Here is a 17,985-nt window from a genome sequence, read left to right as displayed (position 1 = left end):
TTAGAGAGGAGGATTTCACTTGTCTAAAGTAATGAATAAAAGAGAAGACAAAGAATTTGAAGAAAAACTATTGAAGATTTCTAGAGTATCTAAGACAACTAAGGGAGGAAGAACAATATCTTTCTCAGTATTAGCTGCTGTTGGAAACAAAGAAGGAAAAATAGGATTAGGATTAGGAAAAGCCAATGGTGTTCCTGATGCTATAAAAAAAGCAATTGCTGCTGCTAAGAAAAATATGATAGATGTTTCTCTTAAAGGAAGAACAATTCCTCACGCTGTTGAAGGAATTTGGGGAGCAACAACTATCTGGATGGCACCTGCATATGAAGGAACTGGAGTTATTTCAGGATCATCATGTAGAGAAATCCTTGAATTAGTTGGAATACACAATATATTAACTAAAATAAAAGGATCAAAAAATAAACATAATGTTGCAAGAGCTACAATTGAGGGCTTAAGAGAATTAAGAACAGCTGAAGAAGTTGCAGCTTTAAGAGGAAAAACTGTTAAGGAAATCTTAAGCTAGGAGGTTTAATAAAGATGGCAAAGGTTAAAATAAGACTTGCAAAAAGTATAATTGGAAGAAAGCCTAACCACATAGCTACTGTAAAGTCGCTAGGGCTTAAGAAACTAAATAGTGTAGTGGAGCACGAAGCAACTCCAGATATTATGGGGAAAATAGCTTTGGTTTCTTATTTACTTGATGTAGAGGAGGTGCAATAACAAATGAAATTAAACGAATTACAACCTTCTGTACCAAGAAAAAATAGAAAAAGAATAGGAAGAGGAGAATCTTCTGGTTGGGGAAAAACTTCAGGAAGAGGAAGTAACGGACAAAATTCAAGATCAGGTGGAGGAACTAGACCAGGTTTTGAAGGTGGACAAATGCCAATCATCCAAAGAGCTCCTAAAAGAGGATTTAGTAACTATCCATTCAAAAAAGAGTACGCTATTGTTAATTTAGATACTTTAAATAGATTTGAAGAAGGTACAGTTATCACTCCAGAAATATTATTTGAAACTAAATTAGTTAAAAAATTATTAGACGGAGTTAAAATATTAGGAAATGGTACTCTTGATAAAAAAATATCAGTAAAAGCTCATAAAATTTCAAAATCTGCTCAAAAAGCTATTGAAGCTGTTGGTGGAGATGTAGAAGTTATAGTAGTAAAAACATTTAAAGATGTTGCTAAAAATAATAAATAATCTTGACTATATAAGCGAGGTGAAAAACTTTGACTTTAATGGAAAGCTTTAATGTGAAGTTAAGAGGAATCATGGGTATTCCTGAATTAAAAGCAAGAATTGTTTTTACCTTGTTGATGTTTCTAGTTGCTAGAGTGGGGACTTTTATCCCTGCTCCAGGCATAGACATAGAGAGACTGACAGCAATGACATCTCAAAATGATTTATTAGGATTCATCAATATGTTTTCAGGGGGAGCTTTTCAAAGAATTTCTATTTTTGCATTGGGGATAGTACCATATATCAATGCATCTATTGTATTTAGTTTACTTGGTGTAATTATTCCAAAAATTGAAGAAATTCAAAAAGAGGGAGAATCAGGACGAAGTAGAATCAATCAATGGACAAGATATGTGACAATACTAATAACTATTATGCAAGGGATAGGAGTCTGTGTTTGGCTTACATCCTCAGGGTTGGTTATTGATCCAGGTTTTAAATTTATGTTAGTAACAGTAACTATACTTACAGCAGGAACAGTGTTCTTAATGTGGGTAGGTGAACAAATATCAGTTAATGGTATAGGAAATGGTGTTTCTTTATTAATATTTTTAAATGTTATTTCAAGAGGACCATCTAGTATTGCTCAAACAATACAATTAATGAAAGGAAGTAAATTCATAATACCAGTTTTTATTGCTGTTGCAATAGCAGCTGTTTTAACTGTTACAGGAATAGTTATATTCCAACTTGGACAAAGAAAAATACCCGTACATTATGTTGGGAAAGGTTTCGGAAGACAAGGAGGAATGTCGCAAAATTCATATATTCCTTTAAAATTGAATACATCTGGAGTTATGCCGGTAATTTTTGCCTCAGTGTTAATGATGATACCAACATTGATAACAAAAGCTTTACCTGTTACATTTCCATTTAGGGACTATATAGTTTTGATTTTTAATCAAAAACATCCTGTATATATGATTTTATATGCATTAATTATAGTATTCTTTTCATTTTTCTATACAGCTATAATATTTGATCCTGAAAAGGTAGCAGATAATTTAAAACAAGGTGGAGGAACTATACCAGGAATTAGACCTGGTGAGGAAACTGTTGAATATTTAGAAGGTGTTGTAACAAGAATAACTTGGGGTGGAGCAATCTTCCTAGCTATTATTGCTATTTTGCCAATGGCTATTTTTACTGCTTTAGGATTACCAGTGTTCTTTGGAGGGACTGGTATAATAATCGTAGTAGGAGTTGCTTTAGATACAGTTCAACAGATAGATGCCCATTTAGTTATGAAAGAGTATAAAGGATTTTTATAAAAAGGATAACACAGGTGTCTGTGTTATTCTTTTTATTAATGTAGAAATTAAATATTTTCAACTGTAATTTTATTTACAAAGAAAATTATATATGTTAAAATTGATAGTAAATTAAAATTTCAGGAGGAATATGAAATGATAGGAATAGGAATAGTTGGTTTACCAAATGTAGGAAAATCAACATTATTTAATGCAATAACAAAGGCAGGAGCAGCAGAAGCTGCAAATTATCCCTTTTGTACTATAGAGCCAAATGTAGGAATGGTAACTGTTCCAGATGAAAGATTAGAAGAATTATCCAAGATAATAAATCCCAACAGAGTAGTTAATGCAACTGTTGAATTTGTTGATATAGCAGGTTTAGTTGAAGGAGCTTCCAAGGGAGAAGGATTAGGAAATAAATTTTTATCAAATATAAGAGGAACTGCAGCAATTTGTCAAGTAGTTAGATGCTTTGCTGATGAAAATGTAATTCATGTAAATGGAGAAGTTAATCCTTTAAAAGATATAGATATAATAAACGGAGAGCTTATTTTAGCGGATTTAGAAACAGTTGAAAGAGCTTTGGAAAAAAATAAAAAATTATTAGTATCTAAAAATAAAGAGGCTGTAAAATTAGTTCCGATTTTAGAAAAATGTTTAAATCATTTAAATGATGAAAAACTATTAAAAACATTGGAATTAACAGAAGAAGAGAATAATTTATTAAAGGTATATCAATTTTTAACTATAAAACCAATGATGTTTGTTACAAATGTATCTGAAGATGATTTAGCAGATGGAAATAAATATGTTGATCAAGTTAAAGATTATGCTGATAAGTTGGGATCTGAAGTTGTAATAGTTTCTGCTAAAGTGGAAGAAGAATTACAAGAAATGGGAAAAGAAGATAAAGAAGAATTTTTAGAAAGTTTAGGAGTTAAAGAAGCAGGGTTAAATAGATTAATAAAAGCAGGATTCAAATTATTGGGGTTACAAACATACTTTACAGCAGGAGTTAAAGAAGTAAGATCATGGACAATTTCCATTGGTGATTTAGCACCTCAAGCTGCAGGAGTAATTCATACAGATTTTGAAAAAGGATTTATAAGGGCTAAAGTTTGTTCATATGAAGACTTTGTAAAATTTTCAGGATGGAAGGGAGCTCAAGAAGTTGGAGCTATGAGAGTAGAAGGTAAAGATTATATTGTTAAAGATGGGGATTTAATGGAATTTTTATTTAATGTATAAAGAAATTATACTTGACATTAGTCTAAAAACCGTGTAGAATAACTAGGTATCACAATAATAGGAGGCTATAGTTGAAAGTTAAATTAAATGAGTTCAATAATGATTATTTAAAAGAATTTGAACTATGTGTATCTAATATTGAAGATATATTTTTAGAAGGAGATGTCCATATAAATGGTTCAGTTTCTAAAGTTGAAAATGAATATATAGTTGAAGGAATATATTCAGCTAATGTAAAATCTTCATGTATAAGATGTCTAGAAGATGTTATTATAAAGTTAGAAAAAAGAAAGTTTTATGGAATATTTCTAAATGAAGAAGATTATCAAGATTATCAAAATTCATTAAGTAAAAATGAAGTGATGAATGTTGATGATTATTTCAAAGCTAATAATGAAGAAATTGATATTTTAGAATTTGTAAGAGAACAAATTATTTTAGATATTCCTCAGTATCCAAAATGTAGTGGGGGATGTTCAGATGATATGTATTTGAAAAAATATGGAGAAGACCAACCAGATCCAAGATGGATGGGATTGTTGGACATTGAAATAAAAAATTAAAATAAGAAAGTTGTGAGGAGGGGAAACTGAGATGGCAGTACCTAAGAAAAAGACTTCAAAAGCTAAAAAAAATATGAGAAGATCTCATCACAAAATTGCAGGAACTACTTTGATTACTTGTGAAAAATGTGGAGCTACAAAAAGACCTCATAGAGTATGTTTAGATTGCGGAGACTACAATGGAAAACAAGTACTAAATTTAGCTGAGTAATTTAGACTAAATAAAAAAAGCAAGAGGAATTAACCAACTTGCTTTTTTTATTTTTTGAAAATTTATAGTGAATGAAAATAATTTAAATGAATAAAATTCATATTTATATATAGTAATAATGTAATTAATAGAATTTCTTTAAGAAAAAATAAAAATTTTATGTTAAAATATAGAAAATGAAATTTTTTTAGAGGTGAAAAATGAGAATAGTTGTAGATGGCATGGGGGGAGACAAAGGAAGTAAGGAAGTACTAAAAGGGATAGTTTTAGCTTTAAAAGAAAAAGAAGATATAGAAGTAATAGTTGTAGGACAAGAAGAAAAATTATCAAAAATTATAAAAGAAATGGGATATTCCAATGAAAGATTAAAAATAGTTAATGCAGATGAAGTCATAGAAATGACAGATGAACCAATGATAGCTGTTAGAGAGAAAAAGAAATCATCAATTAATGTAGGATTAGATCTAGTTAAAAATAAACAAGGAGACGCATTTATATCTTCTGGGAATACAGGGGCATTAATTTCAGCAAGTCAACTTAAATTGAGAAGAATTAAGGGGATATTAAGACCAGCAATAGCAACAGTATTTCCTTCGAAAAAAGGACATATAGTTTTTATGGATGTTGGAGCAAATGCAGATACAAAGCCAGAATATATAAATCAATTTGCAATTATGGGAAGTGAGTTTGCAAAGGAAATTTTAAATATAACTTCTCCTAAAGTATCTTTACTAAACATAGGAAGTGAAGAAGGAAAAGGAAATGAGATAACTAGACAAGCATATGAATTATTAAAGGAAAATAAAAACATTAGTTTTACAGGTAATATAGAAAGTAGAGAAATGATGTCTGGAGATACAGATGTTATTGTTTCAGATGGTTTCACAGGGAACATGGTATTGAAAACAAGTGAAGGAGTAGCCAATTATATATTTTCAATGTTAAAAGAAGAAATACAAAAGAGCTTTCTTTCAAAAATTGGAGTATTATTTTTGAAAAAACCTTTGAGAAAAATGAAGAATAAGTTAGATTCCTCAGAATATGGAGGAGCTTTATTTTTAGGACTAAACGGTATATCAATAAAAGCCCATGGAAATTCTGATTATATTGGAATAAAAAATGCCATAATGGTTGCTGATAATTTTGCAAAAAATAATTTTGTGGAAAAATTAAAAAATACAATAAATAATAATAAATAATAATAAATAATAATAAATAATAATAAATAATAATAACTGGAGGTAATTGGCTTTGAAAAGTGTTGGAATATTAGGATTTGGTAAATATGTGCCTGAAAAAATAATGACTAATGCTGATTGGGAGAAATTAGTAGACACATCAGACGAATGGATAACTACAAGGACAGGTATAAAGGAAAGAAGATATGCTGCTGAAGATCAAGGAACTTCTGATTTAGGAGTTGAAGCATCGAAAATAGCCTTAAAAGATGCAAACATTAAAGCTGAAGATATAGATTTAATAATTTTAGCTACATGTACTCCTGATTACAGAGCTCAAAATTGCTCTTCTCTAATTCAAAATAAATTAAGAGCTAAAAATGCAGCAGCTTTTGATTTAGAAGCAGCATGTAGTGGTTTTATATATTCTTTAACAGTTGGGAAGGCAATGATACAGTCAGGGATGTATAAAAAAGTTTTAGTAATAGCAGCAGAATCAATTTCAAGAATTATAGATATGCAAGATAGAAATACAGGTATTTTATTTGGAGATGGGGCAGCTGCAGCAGTTTTAGGAGAAGTGGAAGAAGGTTATGGAATAATATCTTCTTATCTTGGAACAGAAGGTGTAACAGATGGAACTCTAAGAATAAAAGCTGGTGGAACAAGATATCCAATAACTCAAGAAAGATTTGATAATAGAGAACATTTTATAGAGATGAATGGAACAGATGTATTTAAGTTTGCTGTGAAAGCCTTACCTTATGCAACAAAAAAAGCAGCAGAACAAGGGAATATAGATTTAAAAAATATAGATATGGTATTTCCTCATCAAGCTAATTTAAGAATAATAAAATCTGCTGTAAAAAAATTAGGAATTCCTTATGAAAAAGTATATATTAATCTTGAAAAATATGGAAATACATCAGCAGCTTCAATAGGAATTGCTATGTCTGAAGCTATAGATGAAGGTAAATTGAAAAAAGGAGATTTGATTGCTTTAACAGGTTTTGGAGCAGGTTTAACATACGGATCTCTAATAATGAAATGGAGTAAATAGTTTTAAAATATGTTGAAATAAAAATAAAACTGTGATAAAATTACATGTGTAATTATAAAAAAAGGAGAATTTTTATGGGAAAAGTAGCTTTTGTTTTTCCAGGACAAGGAAGTCAATTTGTTGGAATGGGAAAAGATATTTATGAAAATAATGATTTAGCTAGAAAAGAATACGATAAAATTTTCAAAAATCTTTCTTTTGATTTAAAAACAGCAATGTTTGATGGTCCAGAAGAACTTTTAAAGAAAACTAAGTATACTCAACCAGCAATAGTTGCCATGAGTTTAATTTTAGATAAATTATTAAAAGAAAAAGGAATTTATCCTGATTTTGTAGCAGGACATTCAGTTGGAGAATATTCAGCTATTGGATCTGCTGAATTTTTAAGTTTAGATGAGACTGTTAAGTTAACTTCTTTTAGAGGAGAAGCTATGAATGAAATAGCTGAAAAAGTAAATGGGGGGATGGCTGCAATAATTGGTATGCCTTCAGAGAAAATAATAGAACTTCTAAAAACAGTTACAGGAGTAGTTGAAGCAGTTAATTTCAACGAACCAAAGCAAACAGTAATAGCAGGGGATAAAGATTCCATAGAAAAATCATGTGAATTGCTAAAGGAAAATGGAGCAAGAAGAGCATTACTTCTTCCTGTATCAGGGCCATTTCATTCATCATTAATGAAACCAGCTGGAGAAAAATTAAAAAAAGAAATAGAAACTTATGAGTTTAAAGATACTAAAATAAAATTAGTAGCAAACACAACAGCAGAAATTATCTCTACAGGAAATGAATTAAAAGAAGAAATATACAATCAAAGTTTTGGGCCAGTAAGATGGGTTGAAACTATTGAAAAATTAAAAGAGAATGGTGTAGAAACAATTTATGAAATAGGTCCAGGGAAAACATTAGCTGGGCTTATAAGAAAAATAGACAAAAATTTAAAGGTTGTAAGCATAAACTCACTTTCAGCTATTGATAATTTATAATAAATTGTTGAAAACTATTGCTAAATTTGGTAATATGGTATTGAAAACATTTAAAAATAATAAAGAATTCAGGAGGAAAATTGATGTTAGAGAAAATAAGAGAAATAGTGGTTGAACAATTAGGTGTAGATGCAGATCAAATTACTGTAGATGCAAATTTCATTGATGATTTAGGAGCAGATTCATTAGATACAGTAGAATTAATAATGGCTTTTGAAGAAGAATTTGATATAGAAATTCCTGATACAGCAGCAGAAAAAATAAAAACAGTAAAAGATGTTATAGATTATATTGAAGCAAATAAGAAATAAGTAACAACAGATAAAGGGGATACGTAATATCCCCTTTAAAATTATAAAAAATTAATTTAGAAATATTTTATTATAGATTATGAGGTGATTTTATGAGAAGAGTTGTAGTTACAGGTTTAGGACTTATTACAGCTTTAGGAACTGGACTAGAAAAATCTTGGACAGCTATAAAGGAAGGAAAAACAGGAGTAAAAACAATAGAATCTTTTGATACTTCAGATTCTGCAGTTAAATGTGCAGCTGAAATTAGAGATTTTTTTCCTTTAGAGTTTGGGATAGAGAAAAAAGAGCTAAAAAAAATAGCTAGAAATACTCAATTTGCCATAGGAGCAGCAAAAATGGCATTGGAAGATTCTGGTTTAGTTATAGATGAAGAAAATGCAGAAAGAGTAGGAGTAATAGTTTCTTCTGGAATTGGAGGAATTGAAGTTTTTGAAAAACAATATGAATCTATGTTGAATAAAGGTGTCAGAAGAATATCTCCATTTACAATACCTGCTATGATAGCTAATATGGCAGCAGGAAATGTTGGTATATATACAGGAGCCAAAGGACCTAATAAGTCAATTGTAACTGCCTGTGCAGCTGGAACTCATTCAATAGGAGATGCTTTTGAAACAATTAAATTGGGAAAAGCAGATTATATGCTAGCTGGGGGAACAGAAGCGTGTATTACAAAGTTTGCATTAAATGCTTTTGCAAATATGAAGGCTTTATCTACTAATCCAGATCCAGAAAAGGCATCAAGACCATTTACAATTGATAGAGATGGTTTTGTTATGGGAGAAGGTTCAGGGGTATTACTTTTAGAAGAATTAGAAACAGCTAAAAAAAGAGGAGCTAAAATTTATGCAGAGGTAGTTGGATATGGAGAGACTTGTGACGCTCATCACATTACAGCACCTATCATAGATGGAGCTGCAAGAGCTTTTAGAATGGCAATGAATGAAGCAGACGTTAAAGCAGATGAAGTTGATTATATTAACGCTCATGGTACTTCTACTGGACTTAACGATAAAAATGAAAGTGCAGCAATTAAGGAAGTATTTGGAGAATATGCATATAAGCTAAATGTTTCTTCTACAAAGGGAGCAACAGGTCATGTTTTAGGAGGAGCAGGAGGAATAGAAGGTGTTATACTTGCTAAAAGTATAGAGGAAGGAATTATACCTCCAACAGCAAATTATGAGAATCCCGATCCTGAATGTGATTTAAATTATACTCCAAATAAAGCAGAAAAAAAAGAAATAAAAGTTGGAATGTCCAGTTCTTTAGGATTTGGCGGACATAACGCAGTAATAATTATGAAAAAATATAATGATTAATTTAAGGAGTGAGAAATGGATATTGAAGTGAAATTTGATTTAAGTTTAGAATCTTTAGAAAAAAAATTAAACTATTTTTTTAAAGATATTAATTTATTAAAAAATGCGCTTCTTCATAGATCTTTCGGAAATGAAAATAGAAAATATAAGAGAGTAAACAATGAAAGACTAGAACTGCTAGGAGATGCAGTTCTAGATCTTGCTGTTGCAGAATATTTATATTTACATAATGAAGATTATACTGAAGGGGACTTAGCAAGAATAAAGTCAATGGTAGTAAGTGAGCCTGTTTTTGCTAAAATTTCAAGAAAGTTAGAATTAGGAAAGTATTTGAAATTGAGTAAAGGGGAGTTAATGACTGGAGGCCAAGATAGGAATTCAACATTATGTGATACCTTTGAAGCTGTTATGGGTGCCATTTACCTAGACTCTAATTTTGAAGAATCAAAAAAAGTAGGAATAAGTTTTTTACAATATGAAATAGAACATTTTGATGAAGATGAAGAAATAACAGATTACAAAACAACTCTTCAAGAATTTGTTCAAAAAAAATATAAAATAGTTCCAGAATATACTGTTGTAAAAGAATCAGGTCCTGATCATAAAAAAACTTTTGAAATTGTAGTCAAAATAGGATTAGATAAAGAGGGATTTGGAATAGGAAAAAGCAAAAAAGCTGCAGAGCACGCAGCTGCAAAAGATCTACTGAAAAAAATCGAAGAAGAAAAAAATGAAACACTATAACATTCCCGTTTTTATAAGTCACTTTGGGTGCCCAAATGCCTGTGTTTTTTGTAATCAAGTAAAGATTAATGGAAGAGAAACAGATGTTACAAATGAAGACTTAGAAAATATATTGGAATATTATTTGAAAATATTACCTAAAGATTCCTATAAAGAAGTGGCATTTTTTGGGGGAACTTTTACAGGAATATCCCTAGGAAGACAAAAAGAATATTTGGAAGTTGTAAAAAAATATTTAGATAAAGGGTTAGTTCAAGGAATAAGACTTTCAACTAGACCAGATTATATAAATAAAGAAGTAATGGATCAATTGAAAGATTATAAAGTTACAACAATTGAATTAGGGGTGCAATCCTTCGATCAAAATGTGCTAGAAAAAAGTGCAAGATATTATAAGATGGAAGTTGTTTATAAATCTTGTGAAATGATAAAAAGTTATGGAATAAATTTAGGTATTCAAATTATGCCAGGACTTCCAGGTTCTACATTTGAAACAGATTTTGAAAGTGCTAAAAAAGTTGTTGAAATTAATCCATTAAATGTCAGAGTATATCCTACATTAATTATAAAAGATACTGAGTTAGAAAAAATGTATTATTCTGGAGACTACAAAGTACTTTCAATGGAAGAAGCAATAAAAAGATGTAGAAAAATATGTGCTCTAATAGAATTAAATGGAATAAAATTAATAAGGGTAGGATTACAACCATCAGAAGATTTAAGAAATGGTGGGGTATCTGTTGAAGGAGCTTTCCATCCAGCATTTAAAGAGCTGGTAGATGGAGAGATTTATTTTAGTTTTTTGGAAAAAATAAAAAATACAGAAACAAATTTAAATGTGGAAGTGTGCGAAAAAAATGTTTCCAAAGTAACAGGAATAAATAAAAGAAATAAAAAAAGATTAAAAACTTTAAATATAAAAATAAATAATAGCTTATCAGTGGACAAGATAATAGTTAATGGGGTAAAATATAGTAGAGAGAAAATACTACAATGGGAATTAAGTGAGTGCCATGAATAAAATTATTGTTAGTACAAATAATTTTCAAAGAAAAGCTGCAATAATCGAAGATGATAGGGTTGTGGAAGTTTTTAATGAAAGAGATGATGAATCAAATATAATAAAAAATATTTACAAAGGGAAGGTAGCTAATGTTCTTCCAGGTATGGAGTCAGCATTTGTGGATATTGGGTTAAAAAAAAATAGTTTTCTTTTTGTAGATGATTTAAGAGAATTTGAAGAAAAGTATTTAAATGGTTTAGTTAATAGTGAAAAACCTATTGAGGATTTGTTAACTGTTGGTGATCAAGTTGTAGTTCAAGTATTAAATGTTCCTAGGGGAAACAAAGGTGCTAGAGTTACAACTAATTTTACAATACCTGGAAAATATTTAGTGTTAATGCCAAATAGTGATCATATTGCAATTTCTAAAAAAATATCAAATGAAGAAGAAAGAAAAAGACTTCAAAAAATATTTGAAGAAATAATGCCAGATAGAATGGGAGTAATAATTAGAACAGCTGCTATGGGAAAGTCCATTTACCATTTTGAAAGAGAAATTGGGTATCTTGTAAAAAAATGGCAAGATATAGAAAAAAGGATTTCAAAGTCTAAAGCTGGAGAAATTTTATATAATGATAATGATATTGTTATAAAAATTTTAAGAGATATATTAAACAATGAAATTGATGAAATAGTAGTTGATAATGAAGAGGTTTATTTGGAAATCATTGATTATATTAATGCTTTTAGTGAAGGGAAATCTAAAACAAAAGTTAAATTATTTTATGGGGAAAATGAAATATTTGAAGAATATAATATAGATAAAGAAATAGAGAAGTCTCTTCAAAAAGAAGTGTGGTTAGATTGTGGAGGATACTTAGTTATAGAGAAAACAGAGGCATTAATAAGTATAGATATTAATACAGGAAGAAATACAGGAAGTTACAATCTTGAAAAAACAGTATTAAATACAAACTTAGAAGCAGCTATAGAAATACCAAAACAATTAAGAATAAGAAATTTAAGTGGAATAATAATAATAGATTTCATTGATATGAAGCTTCAAGAGGATAAAGATTTAGTTTTTAAACAATTGGAATTGGAATTGAAAAAAGATAGGTTGAAAAATAATATAGTTCACTTTACTGACTTAGGATTAATAGAAATGACTAGAAAACGAGTTGGAAGAAATTTAAGCTATTTTTATCAATCAGATTGTCCAAGTTGTAATGGAACTGGAAAAGTAAAATCAGCCGAAGGTATCATAGAAACAATTATAAAAGAATTAAAAGAAGTTTCAAAGGAAAGAGACATTAAAACAATTTGTTTAGTGTCAACTGAAGAAGTAATAGAAAAAATAAAAGAAGTTTATTATGATATTTTAAAAGATTATTTTGAAAAAAAAGGTAAAAACTTAAAAATATTAATAGAAGATATTAATAACAAAGTAGGATATGATATATTACTTGAAAAATAGGAGGAATAATTTTGAAAGTAGGAGTTTATTCAGGAAGCTTTGATCCTATAACTTTAGGACATCAAAATATTATTGAAAGAGCTAGTAAAATATTTGACAAGTTAATAGTGGTTATTTGCACAAATAGTGAAAAAAAATATTGGTTCAGTTTAGCTGAAAGAAGAGAGATGTTAGAGGAATTATTCAAAGAATATAAAAATATTCAAATTGATTCCTATGAAGGATTAATAGCAAATTATTTAGTTGAAAATAATCTAGGAGTAATAGTTAGAGGAATAAGAACAACTGAAGATTGTGGATTAGAATTATATTTTGCTGATGGGAATCTAATGATATCAGATTATAAAGTGGATACAGTATTCTTACCAGCTTTTAAGGAGTATATACACGTGAGTTCCACTGCAGCTAGAGAGATTTCAAGATATGGTGGAAAGGTAACTTGTTATGTGGATCAAAGAATAGCTGAAAGACTTTTGGAAAGAGGTAAATTATACAGTTCTAAGAAAAAATAAGGTGATAATATGGCTAAAGAAAAAATTGTATATATTTGTAAAGAATGTGGATATAGAACTTCAAAATGGGTAGGAAAATGTCCTAATTGTGATGAATGGGATGTACTTGAAGAAGAAAAAGTAGAAAAATTAAATAAAATTTTTTCTTTAGGAGATATAGAAAAAAATGTTTCATCTTTTAATGAAATAAAAATAGAAGAAAATTTTAGATACAAAACTTCTGTGAAGGAAATGGATAGGCTTTTAGGTGGAGGATTGGTGCAAGGGGAGGTTGTACTTATAACTGGTAACCCAGGTATAGGGAAATCTACACTCCTTCTTCAGTTGGCTTCAGAGTATTGTGAATACGGTGATGTTTTATATGTTTCAGGAGAAGAATCCTCAGCTCAAATAAAAAGTAGAGGAGAGAGGCTTGGAATAACAGCATCTAATTTGTATTTAATGTCTGAGGTTATTATTGAAAAAATATTAGATTATGTAACTTATAAGAAACCAAAAATAATAATAATAGATTCAATCCAGACTATTTCAAGTGAAGGTAGTTTATCAATCTCAGGATCTCCTAGCCAAATAAGAGAATCAACCTTAAAAATAGTTGAAATAGCAAAAAAAACAGGAGTATGCTTTTTTATTGTAGGGCATATAACAAAGGATGGTAAAGTTGCAGGACCTAAATTGTTGGAACATATGGTTGATGCAGTTTTTAATTTTGAAGGGGAAGAAGGTTTATTTTATAGGATATTAAGGAGCACTAAAAATAGGTTTGGTTCAACTAATGAGCTTGCAGTATTTAGTATGGATGAAGAAGGTTTAAAGGAAATAAAAAACTCTTCAGAATTTTTTTTAAGTGAAAGAAATGAAAAAAATATAGGAAGTATGATTGTTCCTGTTTTAGAAGGAACAAAGGTTTTTCTTTTGGAAATTCAAAGTTTATTAACAGATGGAAGCAATATAGGAATACCAAAGAGAATAGTTCAAGGATTTGATAGGAATAGGTTTCAAATATTAATGGCAATTGGAGAAAAAAGAATGAACCTTAATATAGGGACCAAAGATGTCTTTGTGAATATTCCTGGTGGAATATCAATTAAAGATCCTGCAGCAGATTTAGGAGCCTTAATATCATTATTGTCAGTATATAAAAATGTTGAAATTAGTCAAAAAATTGCTGCTATAGGAGAACTTGGTTTAAGAGGTGAAATAAGAAAAGCCTTTTTTATTGATAAAAGGTTAAGAGAACTGGAAAAATTAGGATTTAAAGGAGTTTACGTACCAGAAGCAAATAGAAAAGAAATAGAAAAAAGAAATTATAGTTTGAAATTAATTTATTTAAATAATATAGAAGAATTTCTAGAAAGGATGTAATCTATGGAAAAATCAGAGATGAAGGACATATTTAGTTTTGTAAGACCAGGTACAAGGCTTAGAGAAGGTTTAGACAGCATCCTTGACGGAAGAAAAGGTGCCTTAATTGTTGTAGGTGTAGATGAGGAAACTGAAAAAGTTTTAGATGGTGGATTTTTTTTAAACTGTGATTATAGCCCTGAAAGGTTATTTGAATTATCAAAAATGGATGGAGCAATAATTTTAGATGATAATATAGAAAAAATATTATATGCAAATGTTCATTTACAACCAGATAAAAGGTATATGACAGAAGAAAGTGGCACTAGACATAGAACAGCTCAAAGAATTGCAAAACAGTTAAATAAATTGACCATTGCAATATCTGAAAGAAAAAGAGTATTAACATTGTATAAGGGAGAAATAAGATATAAACTTAGACCTTTATCAGAGCTTACAAATGAAGCAGCTCAAGCTTTAAATACATTGGAAAGATATAGAAATGTGTTAGAAAAAAGTTTAGGAAATTTAACAATATTAGAATTAGATGACATGGTAACTGTTGAAGATGTTTGTACAGTTTTACAGAAATTTGAAATGTTAAAAAGAATAAAAAAGGAAGCCTTTGATTGTATAATAGAATTGGGAACAGAGGGGAGACTAATAAGCCTTCAATTGGAAGACTTATTAAGGGGAACCAAAGAGGAAGAGGAAGAGTTCTTACACGATTACTATGTTTTTGAAAATGAAAAGGAAATTAAAAATATAAAGCTTATGATTTCAGAATTAGATAACAGTGAAATGTTAGACTTAGTTAAAATTTCCACAATACTTGGTTTTGGTAAATCAGTTTCTAAATTGGATAACAGGGTAACCCCCAAAGGTTATAGAATATTAAATAAATTTGGAAAAATAAATGACAAGGATATAGATACATTAATTAGAATTTTTGGAGAATTATCTAAAATTCAAATAGCTTCAGCAGATGAATTAGTTGAAAGATCAGAAATAAGTAAATTTAAAGCAAATGCTGTCAAAAAGGGTTTTGCAAGATTAAAATTTACAGTAGGATTGGAAAAATAAGTTAAATACAGAGTGCTAGAAAGGATATAAAGTGAATTATTTTTTATTTTTGAATCATCCAAAGGGAGAAGAAATTTACCAACTCTCTTTAGATAAAGAAAGATTGGTAAGAAACTATTTTAACTCAATAGATACGTTAAAGTGTGAAGTAGTAATAAAAGGGAAAAAATATAATGCAATAGTGGATTATAAAATTTTTGAAAAATTATGTAATTTTGATTGCTTTAATTGTGTAAATGATTGTTGTGCAGATAGTCCATCTTTTTTACAAGAAAAGACAAAGAAATTTGTAATGAAAAATATAGAATCTTTTAATAGAGATACAAAGAATATAGATATAGCAGAAGAATTAGGTTATTCAAAGGAAGAATTATTAGATGAATTTGAAAAAGAAAATAAAAGAGAAATTATTTCTGAGATAGAAGAAGAAACTGAAATGTGTTTTTATGCTTATAGAACAAAGGATAGAAAAACATTATGTAGTATTCATTCAATGTGTTTAAATAAAAAAATGTCTCAAAATGATATATGGAATTATAAGCCTCTGGTTTGTTCCCTTTGACCAATGGAAATAATATCTGAAAAGGATGAATCTCTTATTTATATTACATTACCTGATGATTTTACTAATGGATTTACAATAGAAAATTATTATGAAATCCCTTGTATAAATAAAGAAATGATAGAAAGTAGCCTATTTAGAAGAAAAAATCCAAATGGATTTGTAGAGGAAAATTATGTTCCTTTTATAGAAGCTTATAAAACTACGATAATTTCTATTTTTGGAAAAACTTTTTATGAAATGATAAAGAATAAAATACTTGATTAATAAAAGAAAACTATTGACATCAAAAGAAAATTCATATATAATCTTAGGGTGAATGTACCTTTTCCACAAAGGACCGTTGCGTTATATAAAAATATATAACTGAAATTTTAGGAGGATAAAGTGAAGAAATACACTGAAATGCAAAGAAAAGAAGATGTAGTAAGAGAGTGGTTCCACTACGACGCTGAAGGCTTAGTATTGGGAAGATTAGCAGTAGAAATTGCTAAAAAATTAATGGGAAAAGAGAAAGTTTCTTTCACACCACATATTGACGGCGGAGACTATGTTATAGTTACTAATGTTGAAAAAATAATAGCAACTGGAAATAAAATGAAAGATAAACTTTATTATAGACATTCTGGATTTCCTGGTGGGATTAGCAAAAGAACTTTAGGAGAAATTATTGAAGCTAAACCAGAAGATGCTTTAATGCTAGCTGTTAAAAGAATGCTTCCAAAAAATAAATTAGGAAGAGAACAATTAACAAGACTAAGACTATTTGTAGGGGCTGAGCACGGACATGTTGCACAAAAACCTACAAAGGTAGAAATGTAAGGGGGTATTGAACAGTGGCAGAGATGAATCAATTTAGAGGAACAGGTAGAAGAAAAACTTCTGTAGCAAGAGTAAGATTAATTCCTGGTGAAAAAGGAATAGTTATAAACGGAAAAGATATGAAAGATTATTTTGGTGGAAGAGAATTACTATCTAAAATAGTTGAACAACCATTAATATTAACAGAAACTTTAGATAAATATCAAGTTATAGTTAATGTATTTGGTGGAGGAAACTCAGGTCAAGCTGGAGCTATAAGACACGGTGTTTCTAGAGCTTTACTTGAAGCTGACGAAACTTTAAAACCTGCTTTAAGAGAAGCTGGATTCTTAACTAGAGATTCAAGAATGGTTGAAAGAAAGAAATTCGGAAGAAGAAAAGCAAGAAGAAGTCCTCAATTCTCAAAAAGATAATTTTATCAAAAAAGAATATGGATATATTACCCTGCAAAGCTTATATTTGCAGGGTTTTTTTTATATTTATTTCAAATCATCCACATCTGTACTAGCTGTCTCCTCTAAGCCAATTTTACTTATAGCATTAGTTGTATCGACAAAAGTACGTAATACACCATCCTCTAATGAGTTTAGTATTTTTACTCCACAAACTTTTATAAATTCCATTGAGGTCATATCACGTTTCACAATAAGACCTGTAGGTAATGAGTTTAAGTATAGTTCAGTAGAATTGCTATCATTTTTATCTACACTCTTAAATGCTACCACAATGCCATTATCGAGAACATTTGTTCCACTTATACCATGTTTGTATGCTGTTCTTAGTATCTCCATATTTAATGCAAAAACTAAATTATTGTCCATGTCTATCCTCCTTTTAATTCATAACTAACAATTAACACAATTATACATAACGTAACATTAGTATCAGTTTATAATAAATATATTTAAAATATTAAGTTACAAATTCATCTCTTGTTAAATTAGAAATCATAATACCTGAAAAATTAAGATATTAACTGCATCCATAAGTACTTATTTTGAATTTATAAAAGAGGCTATTTACAAATTCGTTGTCATATTGAGTATTTTGTTATTTAT

The 17,985-nt window shown here is 29.2% G+C and carries 23 protein-coding genes; 22 read left to right on the top strand and 1 reads right to left on the bottom strand.

What is annotated here, in order from left to right; all coding sequences use genetic code 11:
• Positions 1–31 precede the first annotated feature (31 nt).
• The 22 genes from rpsE (at position 32) to rpsI (ending at position 17,340) form a co-directional block, all read left to right on the top strand.
• Complete coding sequence (rpsE, locus tag GIL12_RS00290; protein WP_163468051.1) at positions 32–526, top strand: 30S ribosomal protein S5; 495 nt, start codon at positions 32–34, stop codon at positions 524–526.
• 14 nt (positions 527–540) lie between these two features.
• Entirely contained in the window at positions 541–723 is a 183-nt protein-coding gene (gene rpmD, locus GIL12_RS00285; protein WP_163467945.1) for a 50S ribosomal protein L30, read from the top strand.
• A 3-nt stretch (positions 724–726) separates the two neighbouring features.
• A complete protein-coding gene (rplO, locus tag GIL12_RS00280) occupies positions 727–1,206 on the top strand; it encodes a 50S ribosomal protein L15 (RefSeq protein WP_163467943.1) in 480 nt (159 codons plus the stop codon).
• A gap of 29 nt (positions 1,207–1,235) precedes the next feature.
• On the top strand, positions 1,236–2,516 hold the full coding sequence (gene secY / locus GIL12_RS00275; protein ID WP_163467934.1) for a preprotein translocase subunit SecY: 1,281 nt from the start codon (positions 1,236–1,238) through the stop codon (positions 2,514–2,516).
• A 135-nt stretch (positions 2,517–2,651) separates the two neighbouring features.
• Entirely contained in the window at positions 2,652–3,746 is a 1,095-nt protein-coding gene (gene ychF / locus GIL12_RS00270; RefSeq protein WP_163467932.1) for a redox-regulated ATPase YchF, read from the top strand.
• Positions 3,747–3,817: 71 nt separating this feature from the next.
• Positions 3,818–4,309, top strand: coding sequence for a DUF177 domain-containing protein (locus GIL12_RS00265; protein ID WP_163467930.1), 492 nt, complete (start codon positions 3,818–3,820; stop codon positions 4,307–4,309).
• Positions 4,310–4,340: 31 nt separating this feature from the next.
• Positions 4,341–4,520 carry a 50S ribosomal protein L32 gene (rpmF, locus tag GIL12_RS00260; RefSeq protein WP_163467928.1) on the top strand — a complete coding sequence of 60 codons (180 nt, stop codon included), beginning with the start codon at positions 4,341–4,343 and terminating at the stop codon, positions 4,518–4,520.
• A gap of 200 nt (positions 4,521–4,720) precedes the next feature.
• Positions 4,721–5,719 (top strand): phosphate acyltransferase PlsX, encoded by a 999-nt coding sequence (plsX, locus tag GIL12_RS00255; protein WP_163467926.1) that lies wholly within the window; start codon positions 4,721–4,723, stop codon positions 5,717–5,719.
• A 52-nt stretch (positions 5,720–5,771) separates the two neighbouring features.
• Positions 5,772–6,758, top strand: coding sequence for a beta-ketoacyl-ACP synthase III (locus GIL12_RS00250; protein ID WP_163467924.1), 987 nt, complete (start codon positions 5,772–5,774; stop codon positions 6,756–6,758).
• Between the two features lie 74 nt (positions 6,759–6,832).
• Complete coding sequence (gene fabD / locus GIL12_RS00245; protein ID WP_163467922.1) at positions 6,833–7,744, top strand: ACP S-malonyltransferase; 912 nt, start codon at positions 6,833–6,835, stop codon at positions 7,742–7,744.
• An 83-nt stretch (positions 7,745–7,827) separates the two neighbouring features.
• The gene (locus tag GIL12_RS00240) at positions 7,828–8,055 is read left to right on the top strand and encodes an acyl carrier protein (protein WP_163467920.1); all 228 of its coding nucleotides are present in this window, start codon (positions 7,828–7,830) and stop codon (positions 8,053–8,055) included.
• Between the two features lie 92 nt (positions 8,056–8,147).
• The gene (gene fabF, locus GIL12_RS00235) at positions 8,148–9,380 is read left to right on the top strand and encodes a beta-ketoacyl-ACP synthase II (RefSeq protein ID WP_163467918.1); all 1,233 of its coding nucleotides are present in this window, start codon (positions 8,148–8,150) and stop codon (positions 9,378–9,380) included.
• Positions 9,381–9,395: 15 nt separating this feature from the next.
• Positions 9,396–10,124 (top strand): ribonuclease III, encoded by a 729-nt coding sequence (gene rnc / locus GIL12_RS00230; RefSeq protein WP_163467916.1) that lies wholly within the window; start codon positions 9,396–9,398, stop codon positions 10,122–10,124.
• Positions 10,111–11,145: an elongator complex protein 3 gene (locus tag GIL12_RS00225; protein WP_163467914.1), complete on the top strand. Its 1,035-nt coding sequence runs from the start codon at positions 10,111–10,113 to the stop codon at positions 11,143–11,145. Before rnc ends, GIL12_RS00225 begins: the two co-directional genes overlap by 14 nt.
• Entirely contained in the window at positions 11,138–12,604 is a 1,467-nt protein-coding gene (locus GIL12_RS00220) for an Rne/Rng family ribonuclease (protein WP_163467912.1), read from the top strand. The genes GIL12_RS00225 and GIL12_RS00220 overlap by 8 nt, the downstream gene beginning before the upstream one ends.
• A gap of 11 nt (positions 12,605–12,615) precedes the next feature.
• Positions 12,616–13,116, top strand: coding sequence for a pantetheine-phosphate adenylyltransferase (gene coaD / locus GIL12_RS00215; RefSeq protein WP_163467910.1), 501 nt, complete (start codon positions 12,616–12,618; stop codon positions 13,114–13,116).
• 9 nt (positions 13,117–13,125) lie between these two features.
• Entirely contained in the window at positions 13,126–14,481 is a 1,356-nt protein-coding gene (gene radA / locus GIL12_RS00210; protein ID WP_163467908.1) for a DNA repair protein RadA, read from the top strand.
• Between the two features lie 3 nt (positions 14,482–14,484).
• Positions 14,485–15,543, top strand: a complete 1,059-nt coding sequence (disA, locus tag GIL12_RS00205; protein ID WP_163467906.1) for a DNA integrity scanning diadenylate cyclase DisA — start codon at positions 14,485–14,487, stop codon at positions 15,541–15,543.
• Between the two features lie 31 nt (positions 15,544–15,574).
• On the top strand, positions 15,575–16,105 hold the full coding sequence (locus GIL12_RS00200; protein ID WP_163467904.1) for a hypothetical protein: 531 nt from the start codon (positions 15,575–15,577) through the stop codon (positions 16,103–16,105).
• Between the two features lie 3 nt (positions 16,106–16,108).
• Positions 16,109–16,372, top strand: a complete 264-nt coding sequence (locus GIL12_RS00195) for a hypothetical protein (protein WP_163467902.1) — start codon at positions 16,109–16,111, stop codon at positions 16,370–16,372.
• 120 nt (positions 16,373–16,492) lie between these two features.
• A complete protein-coding gene (gene rplM / locus GIL12_RS00190) occupies positions 16,493–16,927 on the top strand; it encodes a 50S ribosomal protein L13 (protein ID WP_163467900.1) in 435 nt (144 codons plus the stop codon).
• 23 nt (positions 16,928–16,950) lie between these two features.
• Positions 16,951–17,340, top strand: coding sequence for a 30S ribosomal protein S9 (gene rpsI, locus GIL12_RS00185; RefSeq protein ID WP_370456689.1), 390 nt, complete (start codon positions 16,951–16,953; stop codon positions 17,338–17,340).
• Positions 17,341–17,406: 66 nt separating this feature from the next.
• Here the strand turns inward: rpsI and GIL12_RS00180 are convergent, their stop codons facing one another.
• Positions 17,407–17,748 carry a hypothetical protein gene (locus tag GIL12_RS00180; protein WP_163467896.1) on the bottom strand — a complete coding sequence of 114 codons (342 nt, stop codon included), beginning with the start codon at positions 17,746–17,748 and terminating at the stop codon, positions 17,407–17,409.
• Between the last annotated feature and the right edge of the window lie 237 nt (positions 17,749–17,985).

Origin of the sequence: Fusobacterium sp. IOR10 (assembly GCF_010367435.1) — a bacterium.
Lineage (GTDB): Bacteria > Fusobacteriota > Fusobacteriia > Fusobacteriales > Fusobacteriaceae > Fusobacterium_B.
The sequence above is the reverse complement of the archived record's forward strand: the minus strand, read 5'-3'. Positions and strand labels throughout refer to the sequence as shown.